The 15936-nt window shown below is 64.8% G+C and carries 13 protein-coding genes and 1 pseudogene; 5 read left to right on the forward strand and 9 right to left on the reverse strand.

Annotated features, from left to right (window positions below; genetic code table 11):
* Positions 1 to 7: 7 nt before the first annotated feature.
* Positions 8 to 1435 carry a hypothetical protein gene (locus AC0SZ7_RS26420; RefSeq protein ID WP_475507142.1) on the forward strand — a complete coding sequence of 476 codons (1428 nt, stop codon included), beginning with the start codon at positions 8 to 10 and terminating at the stop codon, positions 1433 to 1435.
* On the opposite strand, the gene AC0SZ7_RS26425 is transcribed toward AC0SZ7_RS26420, so the two are convergent.
* From AC0SZ7_RS26425 to AC0SZ7_RS26465, 9 genes and pseudogenes are all read right to left on the reverse strand, one after another.
* A complete protein-coding gene (locus tag AC0SZ7_RS26425; RefSeq protein ID WP_475507225.1) occupies positions 1419 to 2381 on the reverse strand; it encodes a methyl-accepting chemotaxis protein in 963 nt (320 codons plus the stop codon). The two genes, AC0SZ7_RS26420 and AC0SZ7_RS26425, sit on opposite strands and share 17 nt — an antisense overlap.
* Positions 2373 to 3422, reverse strand: a pseudogene (locus tag AC0SZ7_RS26430) (methyl-accepting chemotaxis protein); the annotation flags it as partial. The gene AC0SZ7_RS26425 and the pseudogene AC0SZ7_RS26430, both read right to left, overlap by 9 nt.
* Before the next feature lie 176 nt (positions 3423 to 3598).
* On the reverse strand, positions 3599 to 4153 hold the full coding sequence (locus tag AC0SZ7_RS26435) for a sarcosine oxidase subunit gamma (RefSeq protein ID WP_475507143.1): 555 nt from the start codon (positions 4151 to 4153) through the stop codon (positions 3599 to 3601).
* A 3-nt stretch (positions 4154 to 4156) separates the two neighbouring features.
* Positions 4157 to 7051 carry a 2Fe-2S iron-sulfur cluster-binding protein gene (locus AC0SZ7_RS26440; RefSeq protein WP_475507144.1) on the reverse strand — a complete coding sequence of 965 codons (2895 nt, stop codon included), beginning with the start codon at positions 7049 to 7051 and terminating at the stop codon, positions 4157 to 4159.
* A complete protein-coding gene (locus tag AC0SZ7_RS26445; RefSeq protein ID WP_475507145.1) occupies positions 7048 to 7344 on the reverse strand; it encodes a sarcosine oxidase subunit delta in 297 nt (98 codons plus the stop codon). Before AC0SZ7_RS26445 ends, AC0SZ7_RS26440 begins: the two co-directional genes overlap by 4 nt.
* 10 nt (positions 7345 to 7354) lie before the next feature.
* The gene (locus AC0SZ7_RS26450) at positions 7355 to 8596 is read right to left on the reverse strand and encodes an FAD-dependent oxidoreductase (RefSeq protein WP_475507146.1); all 1242 of its coding nucleotides are present in this window, start codon (positions 8594 to 8596) and stop codon (positions 7355 to 7357) included.
* Positions 8578 to 9474 (reverse strand): bifunctional methylenetetrahydrofolate dehydrogenase/methenyltetrahydrofolate cyclohydrolase FolD, encoded by an 897-nt coding sequence (gene folD / locus AC0SZ7_RS26455; protein WP_475507147.1) that lies wholly within the window; start codon positions 9472 to 9474, stop codon positions 8578 to 8580. Before folD ends, AC0SZ7_RS26450 begins: the two co-directional genes overlap by 19 nt.
* The gene (gene purU / locus AC0SZ7_RS26460; protein WP_475507148.1) at positions 9471 to 10337 is read right to left on the reverse strand and encodes a formyltetrahydrofolate deformylase; all 867 of its coding nucleotides are present in this window, start codon (positions 10335 to 10337) and stop codon (positions 9471 to 9473) included. Before purU ends, folD begins: the two co-directional genes overlap by 4 nt.
* Before the next feature lie 283 nt (positions 10338 to 10620).
* Positions 10621 to 11226, reverse strand: coding sequence for a helix-turn-helix domain-containing protein (locus AC0SZ7_RS26465; RefSeq protein ID WP_416422320.1), 606 nt, complete (start codon positions 11224 to 11226; stop codon positions 10621 to 10623).
* A gap of 258 nt (positions 11227 to 11484) precedes the next feature.
* Between AC0SZ7_RS26465 and glnT the strand changes: the two genes are divergently transcribed.
* Genes glnT through AC0SZ7_RS26485 form a run of 4 tightly spaced genes read left to right on the forward strand, consistent with a single transcriptional unit; the run spans position 11485 to position 15813 of the window.
* The gene (glnT, locus tag AC0SZ7_RS26470; RefSeq protein WP_475507149.1) at positions 11485 to 12819 is read left to right on the forward strand and encodes a type III glutamate--ammonia ligase; all 1335 of its coding nucleotides are present in this window, start codon (positions 11485 to 11487) and stop codon (positions 12817 to 12819) included.
* Positions 12820 to 12878: 59 nt separating this feature from the next.
* Positions 12879 to 13784, forward strand: coding sequence for a class II glutamine amidotransferase (locus AC0SZ7_RS26475; RefSeq protein WP_475507150.1), 906 nt, complete (start codon positions 12879 to 12881; stop codon positions 13782 to 13784).
* An 11-nt stretch (positions 13785 to 13795) separates the two neighbouring features.
* A complete protein-coding gene (locus AC0SZ7_RS26480) occupies positions 13796 to 14479 on the forward strand; it encodes a GltB/FmdC/FwdC-like GXGXG domain-containing protein (RefSeq protein WP_268145608.1) in 684 nt (227 codons plus the stop codon).
* A gap of 11 nt (positions 14480 to 14490) precedes the next feature.
* Positions 14491 to 15813 carry an FMN-binding glutamate synthase family protein gene (locus AC0SZ7_RS26485; RefSeq protein WP_176569868.1) on the forward strand — a complete coding sequence of 441 codons (1323 nt, stop codon included), beginning with the start codon at positions 14491 to 14493 and terminating at the stop codon, positions 15811 to 15813.
* The last annotated feature ends 123 nt before the right edge of the window (positions 15814 to 15936 follow it).

A 15936-nucleotide genomic window follows, 5' to 3' on the forward strand; every position in this document is an offset into this window, starting at 1 on the left:
AATTGTTATGCAACGTCTGCCCCTGGCCCTGCTGATTGCCCTCGTGGCCGGCTGCGCCCAGCACGCGCCCAGCCCCGAGGCGCAGAAGCCGCACGTGCCAACCGACGCGGAAAAAATGCTCAGCGACACCCTGGCCCTGCCGCCAGTGCCCGAGTCGGTGATGCGCAATGGCGACACCCTCAGCTACCTGGCCGTGCCAGCGGTCACCGAGCAGCAGCCGTACCCCTTCGCCGCGCAGATAGAGGCCTCGTGCAGCAGCTACCAGGCGCGCATCGCCTACGTGCAGGGGGAGAAACGCGTGTACTTCGGCAGCAGCAACGGCAGCTACATGCCGCCGCGCGACGTGCCTGACGAACTGGCCGGCAACCTCAAGAACAACGCCGCCTTCCAGGCCGCCTGCCAGGCCACCGCGGTGCCCGAGTGGCGAGTGGTCAAGGGGGGCGACCAGGTGTTCTGGGTGCTGCTGGACCGCAACAGCATCAAGCCTGACGGCGACGAGATTCGTTTCTGGGCCGCCCTCGACGAACCCACCGTCACCGCCGGCCGCCCCTACAACGCCCCCAGCGCGCAGAAACGCGAGCATTACGCGCTGGACTGTGCCAAACAGACCTTCCGCCTGCTGATGGGCTACGACGTCGACGAGCGCGACAAGGTGACCGACGGCAAACTGTTCAAGGACCCGCAGCCGCAACCCGTCAGCCGCAGCGTGCCCGAGTACCAGACACTGTTCCGCGCCGTATGCGCCAAGCCCGAGGCTCTGGCCCAGCTGCCGGCTTTCACCCCGCGCAGCAAGGCGCCCATCAACACGCCATTGCCAGCGGTGGGGGCGGTGCCGATGACCGCTATCAAGCACCTGAACCTGGCGCCGCCGCGCAAGTCGTTCAAGCAGACCCTGGAAACCGGCATGGCCAACACCGCCAAGAGCAACCTGCCGATTCGTGAAGAGCGCTTCTTCGAGGTGGACAAGGCCAGCGGCCAGCTGGGCATACGCACGCGCGCCGACAGCTACGAAGGCAGCGAAGTGAGTTTCCGTGGCCTGGTGGCGCTGGCGCAGAAGACCCGCTTCTTCGGCAAGACGCTGATGACCGAGGATTCGATGCTCACCAACCTGACCTTCAGCGGCGACTGGCAGCAGATGCCGGTGGGCCAGGAGCTGACCTACATTACCCAGGGCAAGCGCAAGAACTCGATGATGGGTGACCTGGGCGAGAGCCGCCAGGTGGTGAAGTGCAAGGTGGACAGCGAGGCGCCGGCGGCGCAGCTCAATGCCAGCCTCAGTGGCCAGGCGAAGAAGTTGCGGTGCAGTGGAGAAGGGGACAAGTACAACCGCGTGGACACGGTGTGGTACCTGGAGGACTACGGGTATTTCTTCAAGCAGGGCACTGACAAGAACGCCCTGTACTACGACGAGCGTACGCTCAAGACGGTGCAGTGACCTGTGGGAGCTGGCTTGCCAGCGAGCTTTTGAGGCCCTCGAAAAGCTCGCTGGCAAGCCCGCGCCCCCCAGGGTGGTGGCGTTTCACCCGGGAGTGGCGGGACAGCAACTGCAGCTGCCCACCCAGGCGCGCCAGCTCGACGCTGGAGGCTGCGGTTTCTTCACTGGCGGCCGCAGTCTGTTCCGACACGTCACGCACGTTGATGATGCTGCGGCTGATCTCTTCGGCCACCGAGCTCTGCTGCTCGGCCGCTGCGGCGATCTGCTGGTTCATCAGCTGGATGTTCGACACCGTGCGGGTGATGTTTTCCAGTGACACGCCAGCCTGACGGGTCAGGGCCACGCTGCTGTCGGTCAAGGCACTGCTGCTGAGCATCACGTTGGCGACCTGCTGGGTGCCGCTCTGCAGGCCGGCCACCAGGCCTTCGATTTCCTCGGTGGACTTCTGCGTGCGCTGCGCCAGGCCACGCACTTCGTCGGCCACCACGGCAAAACCACGCCCGGCTTCACCGGCACGGGCCGCTTCGATGGCCGCGTTCAGCGCCAGCAGGTTGGTCTGCTCGGCCACGGCCTTGATCACGTCCATCACCTTGCCGATCTTGTCGCTTTCCTGCTGCAGCTTACCCATGGCCTCGGTGGAGCGCTTGACCTCGGCGGCCAGGCGTTCGATCTGGTCGATGGCCTGGTTCACTACCTTGTCGCCGTCACGGGCCTGGCCGTCGGCATCGGTGGCGGCCATGGAAGCCTGCTCGGCGTTGCGCGCGACTTCCTGCACGGTGGCGGTCATCTCGTGCATGGCGGTGGCCACCTGGTCGGTTTCCACTTTCTGGCTGTTGACCCCGGCGCTGGTTTCCTCGGTCACGGCCGACAGCTCCTCGGCGGCGCTGGCGATCTGGGTCACGCCGTCGCGGATGCTGGTGATCAGCTCGCGCAGGGTGGTGCCCATGTTCTGGATGCCCTGTTGCAACACGCCCAATTCGTCCTTGCGGGTAACGCGCAGGGTCTGGGTCAGGTCGCCGTCGGCGATGCGTTTCACCGCGTCCAGGGTTTCCTGGATAGGGCGGGTGATCTGGCGGGTGATGATCACGGCGGCAGCGATGCCGAACAGCAGGGCCAGCAGCGTGGCGATCAACTGTACCGACTGTGCCTGGGCGCTTTCGCTGTCACGGCGGTCCAGTTGCAATTTGTACAGGGCGTCGCTGATGCGCACGATCTCGTTGCCCTGGTCGGTCATTTCCTTGCGCGCCTGGACGATGTCGGCATTGGCGGCCTTGAAGCGGTTCAGGGCGGCACGGTAGCTGTTCACCGCGCTTTCGAACAGTTTGATGCCGTCCTGTTGGCCCGGCAGCGCGCTGTACAGCGGCGCGATGGTGGCCTGGGCCGTGTCCAGCTGGGCAAAGGCGCTCTGCTCGTTGCTGGCGCTGGCGTCACCCAGGTAGCCGCGCACTTCGTAGCGCACCACCAGCAGTTGGTCCTTGGCCTTGGTCACGGCCAGCACTTCGTCCAGGCGGCGGTCGGCCTGCACGGCCACGCTGATCCGGTCGACGGTCTGGAAGGCGTTGGTGGCGGTGTCGTTGAGGTCCTGGCGCGCAGCGTTGGAGCTGCGGTAGGCCGCACGCATCTTGTTCAGCGAGACCTTGTAGGCTTCCAGCTGGCCGTTCTGCTCCTTGAGCAGGCGGATGTTCTCGGGGCTCTTGAAGGTGCCGAGAATTTTCTGCTGCTGGGCCTCGAAGCCGTCCAGGGTGGTCTGCACCAGCTGCGCGGCGTTGTCGTCCCCGTTGGCCAGCATGTACTGCAGGCGCGCGACGCGCAATTTGGTCAAGGCAGAGTTGAGCTGGGTGATGTCACTCATCCAGTTGCTGCGGTCAATCAGGCCGCCCATGCTGTTCCAGCCGGTGGCGGCCAGCAGGGTGGTCAGTACCAGTACCAGGCCAAAGCCCAGGCCCAGTTTTTTGTTCACGCTTATGTTGGCAAACCAACTGTTCATGTTTTCCCTCCAGTAACTTGTGCGCTTCTTGATCGTTGGTTGCTGGGGGGTATTTTTTTATCGTTGGCAGCCAGCAGTTTTTTTCTTCTTAGGCACGGTTTATCGGCGGGAAAAGCTGAAACATGAAATTTTAGTCATGGCAGGGGGGGACGCGGCCTGTGGCCGCTGCTACGGGGTTATTTGAACTCCTGGAGGGCGTCCTGGGCGGCGGACAGGAAGTATTCGTGGGAGGCGCGGTCGAACAGTATCTCGAAGGTTGGTAGCTCGCCGCCTGCGTTGATGATGATCACGTTGATGCGCGCCGCCGAGGTCTGCGCCACCGCGCCGGGCGCGAACGCCTGGGCGCGCAGGTCGACGCCGCACAGCTTGGCCATCAGCGCCGGCAGCAGGCTGCCGCTCAGGCGAAACCAGGCATGGCTGTCCTGGCGGGGCAGCAGGTAGTTGGCGCTGTGGTCCAGTTCCCAGCGCGCTTCCTCGTCGGCAAGGCGCTGGCCCAGGTCGGCCTGGCTGCCCAGCAGCAAGTACTCGGTCTGCGACAGGCGCGCCACCCGGCTGCCGTCGGCCTGGGCCACGGCGCGGTTGGCTGCCTGGGGCAGTTCGAAGCCGCGCTGTTGCAGGTACGCGGCGCTGTCGGCACCGCGGAAACCCACCCGGGGCAGGTCGGTCAGGTCCAGCAGGGTGCAGGGGTGCACGGCCTGCCCGATGTAATCTTCAGCTTTGAGACTGGACATGGCTTACAACTCCTGGCGCAGGTTATCAGGGTCGAAAAACGGCAGTTTGACCACGGTGGCCTCGACGACGATGCCGCCTTCCACGCGGATCGGAATCTTCTGGCCGGGCTGGCTCTGGTCGAAACCGGCGTAGGCCAGGCCGATCACCTGCCCCAACGTGTCGGAATATTCGCAGGACGTGACGTTGCCGCTGATGTCCGCGCCGCTCAGCACCAGGTGGCCTTCCAGCGGCTGCACCGAGCCTTTGGGCAGGGTGAAGCCCACCAGCTTGCGGGTCATGGGCTGCGCTTCGAGGATGTCCACCGAGCGGCGGCCGACGAAAAACGGTTTGTTGCGGCTGACCGCCCAGCCCATGTCGATCTCGGCCGGGTGGGTCATGCCATCGGTGTCCTGGCTGATGATGACGTGGCCTTTTTCCAGGCGCAGCAGGCGCTGGGTCTCGACGCCGAAGGGGCGAATATCGAAGGCCTTGCCGGCGTCCATCAGCGCGTCCCACAGCTGCACGGCGTGGCGCGCGGGCACGTGGATCTCGTAACCCAGCTCGCCAACGAAGCCTACCCGCAGCAGCCGCGCCTTGATGCCGGCCACGGTGCCCTGGCGCACCGCCAGGTAAGGGAAGCCGGCAGGTGACAGGTCCAGGTTGCTGCACACTTTTTCCAGCACCTTGCGCGCGTCCGGCCCCGCCACGTTCACGGCGGAAATGGCCGCGGTGACGTTGGCGATGTCGACGTTCAGGCGCCACTGGGCGTTCCACTTGAGCATCTGCTGGTAGATACGGTCGACGCCGCTGGTGGTGGCGGTGACGTAGAAATGGTTGTCGGCGAAGCGTGCGCACACGCCGTCGTCGATCACCACGCCGTGCTCGTTGGTCATCAGCGCATAGCGCGAACGGCCCACCGGCTGCTTGAGGAACGCGAAGGTGTACATGCGGTTGAGCAGTTCGGCAGCGTCGGGGCCGCGTACGTCCAGGCCGCCCAGGGTGGAGACGTCGATGATGCCGACCTTGTTGCGCACGTGCAGCGCCTCGGCCTGCATGCATTGTTCGCGCTGCGAGGCCTTGCCGTAGAAGGCCGGGCGCTGCCAGATGCCGGCGGGCATCATCTTCGCCCCGGCATCCAGGTGGCGGCGGTGCAGCGGCGTCTGCCGGTAGGGATCAAACGCGCGCCCGGCGACGTGGGCAAGTTTCTCGGCGACGAACGGTGGCCGCGCGGTGGTGACGCCCGTCTCGCTGATGTTGCGTTGGGTGGATTGTGCCACCAGCCGCGCCGTGGGCAGTGCCGAATGGCGGCCCTGGGACGGGCCCATGCCCACGGTGGAATAGCGCTTCACCAGCTGCACATCGCGGTAGCCGATTTTGGTGGCATTGATGATGTCCTGCACCTGCAGGTCTTCATCGAAGTCGACGAAGTCCTTACCCTTGGGGTGCGGGAAAATCGGCCAGGGAAAGTTGACCCGCGCTTCGGGCGCCAGGTTTACGCGCACCTGGGCGGTCAGGCCCAGGGCGGTAACGATGTCGGCGGCGCAGTTGGTGGCGTCACTGAGCACATTGTCCAGGCTGTGGCAGCCGTTCACCGAGCCGGCGACGCGCAGAATCGGCGGCAGGCCGCTGAGGGTGAATTCGGCCAGCTGGTCGTCGTAGGCCAGCTTGCCGCCGGCCTGGCACAACAGCTGGTACACCGGCATGTAGCCGCCGGACATGCACAGCAAGTCGCAGGCCAGGGTAATGGCGCTGCTGGCCACCTGGCCCTGGCCGGTGATCTTGCGCAGCTCGACGCCGCTGACGTGGCGCATGCCGCTCTCGTGCAGCGCCTCGAACACCGTGGTGTCGACGTGCAGGGTAATGGCGCGCTTCTCCAGCGCGCGCAGCAGCGCGCGGTCGGCCGGGCCGTTGCGCAGGTCCACCACGGCGGCCACTTTCACGCCCTGGTCGTGCAGGTCCAGCGCGGCCAGGTAGCCGTCGTCGTTGCCGGTCAGCACCACGCAGGTGTTGCCCGGCTTCACCGCGTACAGCTTCATCAGGCGCTGGGCGGCGCTGGTAAGCATGATGCCGGGCAGGTCGTTGTTGCGGAAAATCACCGGCTGGTCGAACGAGCCGCTGGCGACCAGGCACTGGCTGGCGCGTACCTTGTACAGGCGCTTGCCCTGGATAACCGGCAGGTAATTGTCGGTGAACCAGGCGTTGCAGGTGGCTTGCTTGAGCACCTGAATATTGGCGTGGTTTTCCACCGCGCTCACCAGTTCACGGCGCAGGGTTTCAGCACGAGTGCCGTCGATGTCGAAGCGCGCGTAGGTCAGCGAGCCACCGAGGATAGGGCTCTGCTCGATCAGCAGCACCCTGGCCCCGGCGTTGGCGGCGGTCAGCGCTGCCTGCAGGCCGGCCGGCCCGGCACCCACCACGGCCAGGTCCGTGAACAGGTAGGCCTTGTCGTAGTACTCGGGCTGGAACGTCAGGTCCAGCACGCCCAGGCCGGCTTTCTTGCGGATGATGGGTTCCCACACCTTCCACATGCCCTTGGGCTTGTAGAACGAGCGGTAGTAGAAGCCCACCGGCATGAACTTCGAGAATTTGCCCAGCCAGGCGTCCTTGTCGTTGTCCAGCGTGCCGCTGAAGTTTTGCCCGCTGGCTTGCAGGCCCTGTTCCAGCGGTTGCATGTCGGCCAGCACGTTGGGCTCGCGCGGCAGTTGCACCAGGCTGTTGGCGTCCTGCCCGGCCATGCTCAGCGGGCCGCGCGGGCGGTGGTATTTGAACGAGCGCGAGAGCAGGAAGCGGCCGTTGGCCAGCAGCGCGCTGGCGATGCTGTCGCCGGCGAAGCCCTGGTAGGGCTTGTCGTCGAAGCTGAAGGTCAGCGGCTGGTCGCGGTCGATCAGCAGACCCATGGGGGCGGGGAGGCGGTTCATCCGGCGATCTCCTGGGTGGCGAATTCGACGCGGGCGGTGAAGACTTCCTTCGGGTCGAAGGTGCGGATGATCTCGTCGGTGACCGTGTGGCGCTCGGCCAGGAACCAGTAGCTGGACGGTGTGTGCATCCACCACTCGCGCACCACGCCGGCGAGGTTCTCGCAGTTGAACACGTAGTCGGCCCATTCGGCGTCGGTGCAGGTGGCCGGGTCGGGCATGGCCTTGAACTCGCCGCCGTAGGTGAATTCGCTGATATTGCGCGGCCCGTTGAGCGGGCAATTCATGATTTTCATCGTCCGTTCCTCAGTGGCTGGCCGCCGTGGCGCCCATTTCGTTGACCTGCTTGAAGGTGGAAAAGCGCGCCAGGCTGAATGGCTTGATCAGCTCGGGCACCTTGCCGCCGCTGGCCACCAGTTCCGCCATGGTCTTGCCGCAGATGGGCGTGGCCTTGAAGCCCCAGGTGCCCCAGCCGGCGTCCAGGTAGTAATTCTTCACCGGCGAAAGGCCCATGATCGGGCTGTAGTCCGGGGTCATGTCGGTGATGCCGGCCCACTGGCGCATCAGCTTGGCGTTGGCCAGGAAGGGAAACATCTCGATGGCGTGGGCCAGCAGGCTTTCCTTCAAGTCCAGGGTGGAGCGGGTATTGAACAGCGGGTAGGGATCGGAGCCGCCGCCAAACACCACTTCGCCCCGGCTGGTCTGCTGCACGTAGCAATGCAGCGCCGAGGAACTCACCAGCGGGTCGAGGAACGGCTTGAACGGCTGGGTCACCATGGCCTGCAACGGGAAGGTCTGGATCGGCGAGCGGATGCCGGCCTTGGCCATCATCTGCGAGCTGAGCCCGGCGATGGCCTGCACCGCGCAGCCGCACTTGATAGTGCCGCGGTTGGTCTTCACGGCGGTGATGGCGCCGTTTTCGATCACCAACTCCTGCACCTCGGTAAGCTGGTGGATCTCCACGCCGCGCTTGGCCGCCTGCTTGGCGTAGCCCCAGGCCACGGCGTCGTGGCGGGCGGTGGCGCCGTCCATGTGCCACAGCCCGGCCAGCACCGGCAGGTGCCCGGGGTCCAGGTTGAGGGTGGGCACCAGTTCGCGGATCTGCTGGCGGTCGATCATCTCGGTGCGGCCGCCGAAGTGCTTGTTCACCTCGGCGCGCTGGCGGAACGAGCGCACGGTGGCGTCGGTGTGCGCAAGCGTCAGCTGGCCACGGTGCGAATACATGATGTTGAAGTCGAACTCGTTGGACAGGCCTTCAAACATGCGCACCGATTCCGCGTAGAACTTCACCCCTTCGCTGGTCAGGTAGTTGGAGCGAATCACCGCCGTGTTGCGTGCGGTGTTGCCGCCGCCCAGGTAGGACTTTTCCAGCACGGCGATGTTGGTGATGCCGTGGTACTTGGCCAGGTAATAGGCCGTGGCCAGGCCGTGGCCGCCGCCGCCGATGATCACCACGTCGTAGGAAGATTGCAGTTCCTTGGGCGCGGGCAGGTCTACCTCGACCGGGTATTCCGAGCTCAGGCCATATTTCAACAGGTTGAAAGGCATGGGGCCTCCGACAGGCTGCTTGGGGGGGTGGCCTGCTGCAGCGCAGCGGTCAGGGTGTTCTTCATCAGGAAGGCGATGGTCATCGGCCCGACGCCACCGGGCACCGGGGTGATGGCGCTGGCTACGGCCAGGGCGCTGTCGAAATCGACGTCGCCGACCAGGCGGCTGCGGCCGCCTTCTTCAATGCGGTTGATGCCCACGTCGATGACCACGCAGCCCGGCTTCAGCCAGCTGGCGTCGAGCAGCTGCGGGCGGCCCACGGCGGCGATGACGATGTCGGCCTGGCGGCACAGCTCGCGGGCGTTGACGCTGCGCGAATGCAGCACAGTGACCGAACAATGGGCCTGCAGCAGCAGGGCGGCCATGGGTTTGCCGACGATGTTCGAGCGGCCCACCACCACCGCGTGCTTGCCGCTCAGGTCACCCAGGGCGGCGTGCAGCAAATGCATGCAGCCGCTCGGCGTGCAGGGCGTGAGCACGTCACGGCCCTGGCTGAGGCCGCCGACGTTTTCACTGTGAAAACCGTCGACGTCCTTGCTCGGCGCAATGGCCTGCAGGGCCAGGGCTTCTTCTATATGTGCCGGCAGCGGCAGTTGCAGCAGGATGCCATTGACGCTGGGGTCTGCATTCAACCGGCCGATCAGCGCCAGCACTTCAACCTGGCTGGCATCGGCCGCCAGGCGGTACTCCAGCGAGCGGATGCCGGCTTCTTCGGCGCGCAAAATCTTGTTGCGCACGTACACCTGGCTGGCTGGGTCTGCGCCTACCAGAATCACCGCCAGGGCCGGGCGGATGCCGTGCCGGGCGATGTCGTCCTGCACCTGGCGCAGCACCTGGGCGGCGGCGGCCTTGCCGTCGATCAACTTGAGGCTGTTCACCGGAAAATCACCGTGCGGTCCTGGTTGAGGAAGACGCGGTGCTGCAGGTGGTATTTCACCGCCTTGGACAGCGCCACGGTTTCGGTATCGCGGCCTATGGCTACCAGGTCGTCGGGCAGGTAGGCGTGGTCCACGCGCTGCACTTCCTGTTCGATGATCGGGCCTTCATCCAGGTCGCTGGTGACGTAGTGGGCAGTGGCGCCAATCAGCTTCACGCCGCGCTGGTAGGCCTGGTGGTAGGGCTTGGCGCCCTTGAAGCCGGGCAGGAACGAGTGATGGATGTTGATGGCGCGCCCCGACAGCTGCTTGCACAAATCGTCGGAGAGGATTTGCATGTAGCGGGCCAGCACCACCAGGTCGGTGCGGGTCTCGTCCACCACCTTCATCAGTTCGGCTTCCTGGCGGGCCTTGGTGTCCTTGGTCACGGGCAGGTAGATGAAGCGGATGCCCTCGCGCTCGGCCATGGGCCGCAGCTCCAGGTGGTTGGAGACGATGGCGGTGATGGTCATGTCCATCTCGCCCTTGTGGTAGCGGTACAGCAGGTCGGTGAGGCAGTGGTCGAATTTGCTCACCATCAGCAGTACGCGCATGGGCTGGCTGTTGTCGTGCAGCTCCCAGTCCATGTCGAACTGGCCGGCCACGTCGCCGAAGCCGGCCTTGAGTTGAGCTATATCGCCGACGTGGCCGTCGTTGAAGCGAAACACCGCCCGCATGAAAAACCGCCCGCTGAGTTCGTCGTCGAACTGTGCCATCTCGCCGATGTAGCACGCGTTGCCGGCCAGGTACGAGGTCACCGCCGCCACGATGCCCGAGGTGGCCGGGCAGCTTATCTTGAGAATGAATTGGTGTTTTTCGTGTTGCATGGCTTGTCCTCGGGGGAAGGTGGCGGCAGCGCATCGCAGGGCGAAAAAAGGCGTCCCACAGGAAATTGCCTGTGGGGAATAAAATATTCCTTGGTGGGTTTTATAGGGGAAAGCGCAGGGGGCGTCTAGAGGGGTAGTGAAACTTTTTTAACTGGCAGGAATTTTATTGAGGGGTTGAGGCACGAAATCAATCCCTGTGGGAGCTGGCTTGCCAGCGAGCTTTTCAGGCCCCAAAAGCGCGCTGGCAAGCCAGCTCCCACAGGTTTTGATCAAGGCCCCCGGGTTACTGGTTCTCGCTGCCGTAATTCATGATCGACAGCAACTTGATCGGCACCTGCACCAACTGCTCCGGCCCGTGGGGGATTTCGCCGTCGAAGGTCAGGCTGTCGCCAGCCTCCATGCGGTACAGCTGGTTGCCATGGCGGTAGATCAGCTCGCCCTCCAGCAGGTGCAGGAACTCGGTGCCCGGGTGCGAGAAGGTCGGGAACTCCTCGCTGGCGTCGTCCATGCTGACCATGTACGCCTCGAAGCTCTTCTTCGGCCCGCGGGTGTGGTTCAGCAGGTGGTAGGTGTGGCCCTTCTCGGTGCCACGGCGCACCACCTCCAGGCCTTCATCGGCCTTCACCAGCAGGGCGCTGCTGCCTTGCTGGTCGTATTGGCTGAACAGTTTCGACATGGGCATGCCCAGCACGTCGCACAGGCGGCTGAGGGTGTCGAGGCTGGTGGACACCTGGGCGTTCTCGATCTTGCTCAGCATGCCCTGGCTGATGCCGGCGATGCGGGCCACGTCGGCCAGCTTGAGTTCCTGCGCCTGGCGCTGGCGCTTGATCTGCATCCCCAGGTACTGCTCCAGCTTCAAACGCGGTTGGGGGTCGATAGGCATGTTCATAAAGGCCTGCACGGTTTCTGTACATTAATATTAGTTTCGCACCATGAATGTGCAAATCCGGGGAGCTCCGCCGTCCGGCGTTTGCTGGTATTCCCCCTGGGAAAACTATATTCCCATATAGACAGAGTACAAAGCTCGTTTTCGCGATCAATCACCGGCGTCGGCAAATCTGGCAAGCAGCTTGCATTCCCAATGGGAAAGTAAGTTTCTTTAGCGGAATAAACGATCAGCCAGCCAGTCGCGAGGAGTGAAGTGCACATGTTGCCAGAAGAAACCCAGCGCATTATCGAGCAGCACGGGATCAAGTACGTGCTGGCGCAGTTCGTCGATATCCACGGTGCCGCCAAGACCAAGTCGGTGCCGGTGTGTGGCCTCAAGACGGTGGCTGAAGAAGGCGCGGGTTTCGCCGGCTTCGCCATTTGCGGCATGGGCATGGAGCCCCACGGCCCCGACTTCATGGCCCGCGGCGACTTGGCCACCCTGACCCCGGTGCCATGGCAACCGGGCTACGGCCGCGTGGTGTGCATCGGCCATGTGGACGGCAAACCCCACCCGTACGACAGCCGCTACGTGCTGCAACAACAGGTGCAGCGCCTGGCCGACAAGGGCTGGACCCTGAACACCGGCCTTGAACCCGAATTCAACCTGATGCGCCGCGACGCTGGCGGCAAGCTGCAACTGGTGGACGCCAGCGACAACCTCGACAAGCCTTGCTACGACTATAAAGGCTTGTCGCGCTCGCGCGAATTCCTCGAACGCCTGACCGAAGCGCTGCAGAAGGTCGACTTCGAGATCTACCAGATCGACCACGAGGACGCCAACGGCCAGTTCGAGATCAACTACACCTACAGCGACGCCATGACCTCGGCGGACCGCTTCACCTTCTTCCGCATGGCCGCCGGCGAGATCGCCAACGACCTGGGCATGATCTGCTCGTTCATGCCCAAGCCCGACCCCAAGCGCGCCGGCAATGGCATGCACTTCCACCTGTCCATCGCCAGCGCCGACAACAAGAACCTCTTCCATGACGCCAGCGACCCCAGCGGCATGGGCCTGTCGAAGCTGGCCTACCACTTCGCCGCCGGCCTTTTGGCCCACGGCCCGGCGCTGTGCGCGTTCGCGGCGCCCACGGTCAATTCCTACAAGCGCCTGGTGGTCGGCAACTCGCTGTCCGGCGCCACCTGGGCCCCAGCCTTCATTGCCTTCGGCGCCAACAACCGCTCGGCCATGGTCCGCGTGCCGTATGGCCGCCTGGAGTTCCGCCTGCCCGATGCCGGTTGCAACCCGTACCTGGTGAGCGCCGCGATCATCGCCGCCGGCCTCGACGGCATCGACCGCCAGCTGATGCCCGACCAGGTCTGCAATGAAAACCTCTACAAGCTGAGCCTGGAAGAGATTGCCGCGCGCGGCATCAAGACCCTGCCGCAGTCGCTGAAGGAAGCCTGCGACGCGCTGGAAGCCGACCCGCTGTTCAGCGAGGTGCTGGGCAAGGAAATCGTCGGCGAGTTCATCAAGCTCAAGCGCATGGAGTGGGTGGAATACAGCCGTCATGTCTCCGACTGGGAGATCCAGCGCTACACCGAATTCTTCTGATTCTTACCCTTCAATGAAGCGCTGGCGGCGCCTGTGCCGCCCAGCGAAGGAGACCTGTTATGTGTGGAATCGTGGGGCTGTACCTGAAGAACCCGCAGCTCGAAGCCCAGCTGGGCAAGCTGTTCGAACCGATGCTGGAGGCCATGACCGACCGCGGCCCCGACAGCGCCGGCTTTGCCATCTACGGTGACGAGGTGGCGGACGGCTGGGTCAAGCTAACCCTGCAAAGCACCACCGAAGGTTTCGATTTCCACGCGCTGATGAGCGCCCTGGAAGGGCAGTTGGGTTGCTCGCTGGACTGGTTCCAGAACGCCAGCGCCGCCGTGCTCAAGGTCAACACCACTGAAGCCTGCGCCCGCGCCGCGTTGGCCGAACTGGCGCCTGCGCTGCGCATCATGAGCGCCGGGCAGAGCATTGAGATTCTCAAGGGCATGGGCCTGCCACGGGAGATTTCCCAGCGCTTCGGGCTGGCCAGCATGAAAGGCAGCCACATCATCGGCCATACCCGCATGGCCACCGAAAGCGCGGTGACCATGGAAGGCAGCCACCCGTTCTCCACCGGCGCCGACCTGTGCCTGGTGCACAACGGCTCGTTGTCCAACCACTTCCGCCTGCGCCAGGAACTCAAGCGCGAAGGCATCACCTTCGAGACCGACAACGACACCGAAGTGGCCGCCGGCTACCTGACCTGGCGCCTGCAGCAGGGCGACACGCTGAAAGAAGCGCTGGATAACTCGCTGGAAAACCTCGACGGCTTCTTCACCTTCGCCATCGGCACCCGCAACGGTTTCGCGGTGATCCGCGACCCGATTGCCTGCAAGCCGGCCATCCTCGCCGAGACCGATGACTACGTGGCCATGGCCTCGGAGTACCAGGCGCTGTCGAGCCTGCCGGGCATTGAAAACGCGAAAATCTGGGAGCCGGCACCGGCCACCCTTTATGTCTGGGAACGCGAGTCGGCTTAAGGAGCACGCACATGAAAACCATCGACCTTTCCACTGCCAGCGTGCGCGACCTCAACCAGGCGCTGCACGACCAGGTCAACAACGTTGAAGACCGTGAGTGGGTGGTGACCCATTCCAACGGCAAGCACAACCTCGCCGTCGGCGTGAACGAAGCGGTATCCATCGATATCCAGGGCCACGCCGGCTACTACTGCGCCGGCATGAACCAGAAGGCCTCGATCACCGTGCACGGCAACGTCGGCGTCGGCTGCGCCGAGAACATGATGAGCGGCTATGTGCGGGTCAAGGGCAGCGCCTCGCAGGCGGCCGGGGCCACGGCCCATGGCGGCTTGCTGGTGATAGAGGGCGATGCCGGCGCCCGGTGCGGCATTTCCATGAAGGGCATCGACATCGTCGTCGGTGGCAGCATCGGCCACATGAGCTGCTTCATGGGCCAGGCCGGGCGCCTGGTGGTGTGTGGCGATGCCGGCGATGCGCTGGGCGACTCGCTGTACGAAACCCACATCTACGTGAAGGGCAAGGTCGAGTCCCTGGGCTCGGACTGCATCGAGAAAGAGATGCGCGCCGAGCACCTGGAAGAACTGCAGGAATTGCTCAACCGCGCCGGTTTCGCCCACCAGGCCAGCGACTTCAAGCGCTATGGCTCGGCCCGTCAGCTGTACAACTTCAAAGTCGATAACGCGTCCGCGTACTGAGGAGCATTGATATGAGCGAGAAGAACCCTCCGGTGCTGCGCGAGTCCGCCACCTTCGACCGCCTGACCATCCAGGAAATCCAGCGTGCCGCCGAGACCGGCATCTACGACATTCGCGGCGGCGGCACCAAGCGCAAGGTGCCGCATTTCGACGATCTGTTGCTGCTGGGCGCCAGCGTGTCGCGCTACCCGCTGGAAGGCTACCGGGAGAAATGCGGCACTGACGTCATCCTCGGCAACCGTTTTGCCAAGAAGCCCATCCACCTGAAGATCCCGGTGACCATCGCCGGCATGAGCTTCGGCGCGCTGTCGGCCAACGCCAAGGAAGCCCTGGGCCGTGGCGCCACTATTGCCGGCACCAGCACCACCACCGGGGACGGCGGCATGACCCCGGAAGAGCGCGGCCAGTCCCAGCACCTGGTGTACCAATACCTGCCATCGCGCTACGGCATGAACCCGGACGACCTGCGCAAGGCCGACGCCATCGAGATCGTGCTCGGCCAAGGGGCAAAGCCAGGTGGTGGTGGCATGTTGTTGGGCATGAAGGTCACCGAGCGCGTGGCGGGCATGCGCACCTTGCCGATTGGCGTCGACCAGCGTTCGGCCTGCCGCCACCCGGACTGGACCGGGCCGGATGACCTGGCCATCAAGATCGCCGAGATCCGCGAGATCACCGACTGGGAGAAGCCCATCTACGTGAAGATCGGCGCCAGCCGGCCGTACTACGATGTGAAGCTGGCGGTGAAGGCCGGCGCCGACGTGATTGTGCTGGACGGCATGCAGGGCGGCACTGCGGCCACCCAGGAAGTGTTCATCGAGCACGTGGGCATTCCGATTTTGCCGGCCATTCCGCAAGCGGTACAGGCTTTGCAGGAAATGGGCATGCACCGCAAGGTGCAGCTGATTGTGTCGGGCGGCATTCGCAACGGCGCCGACGTGGCCAAGGCCATGGCCCTGGGCGCCGATGCGGTAGCCATCGGTACCGCCGCGCTGATCGCGCTGGGTGACAACCACCCGCGCCTGGACGAGGAACTGAAGAAAATCGGCTCGGCCGCCGGTTTCTACGATGACTGGCAGAACGGCCGCGACCCGGCGGGCATCACCACCCAGGACCCGGAGCTGTCCAAGCGCCTGGACCCGGTGGAAGGCGGCCGCCGCCTGGCCAACTACCTGCGCGTGCTGGTGCTGGAAGCGCAGACCATGGCCCGCGCCTGCGGCAAGTCGCACCTGCACAACCTCGACCCCGAGGACCTGGTGGCGCTGACCGTGGAAGCTGCAGCCATGGCGCGGGTGCCGTTGGCGGGGACCAGTTGGGTGCCTGGCAGCGGGTATTGAGTTGAGCCCGGACGCGGGCGGGGGGCCCGGGGCCCCCCCGGGCCCCGGGCCCCCGGCGGCGGCCGGGGCCCCAAGAAGGGTTGTGTGTGGGGCCCCCGCCCGGGGCGTGGGGCGGTTCCACCC

The sequence above is a fragment of the Pseudomonas sp. JC1203 genome, assembly GCF_056175065.1.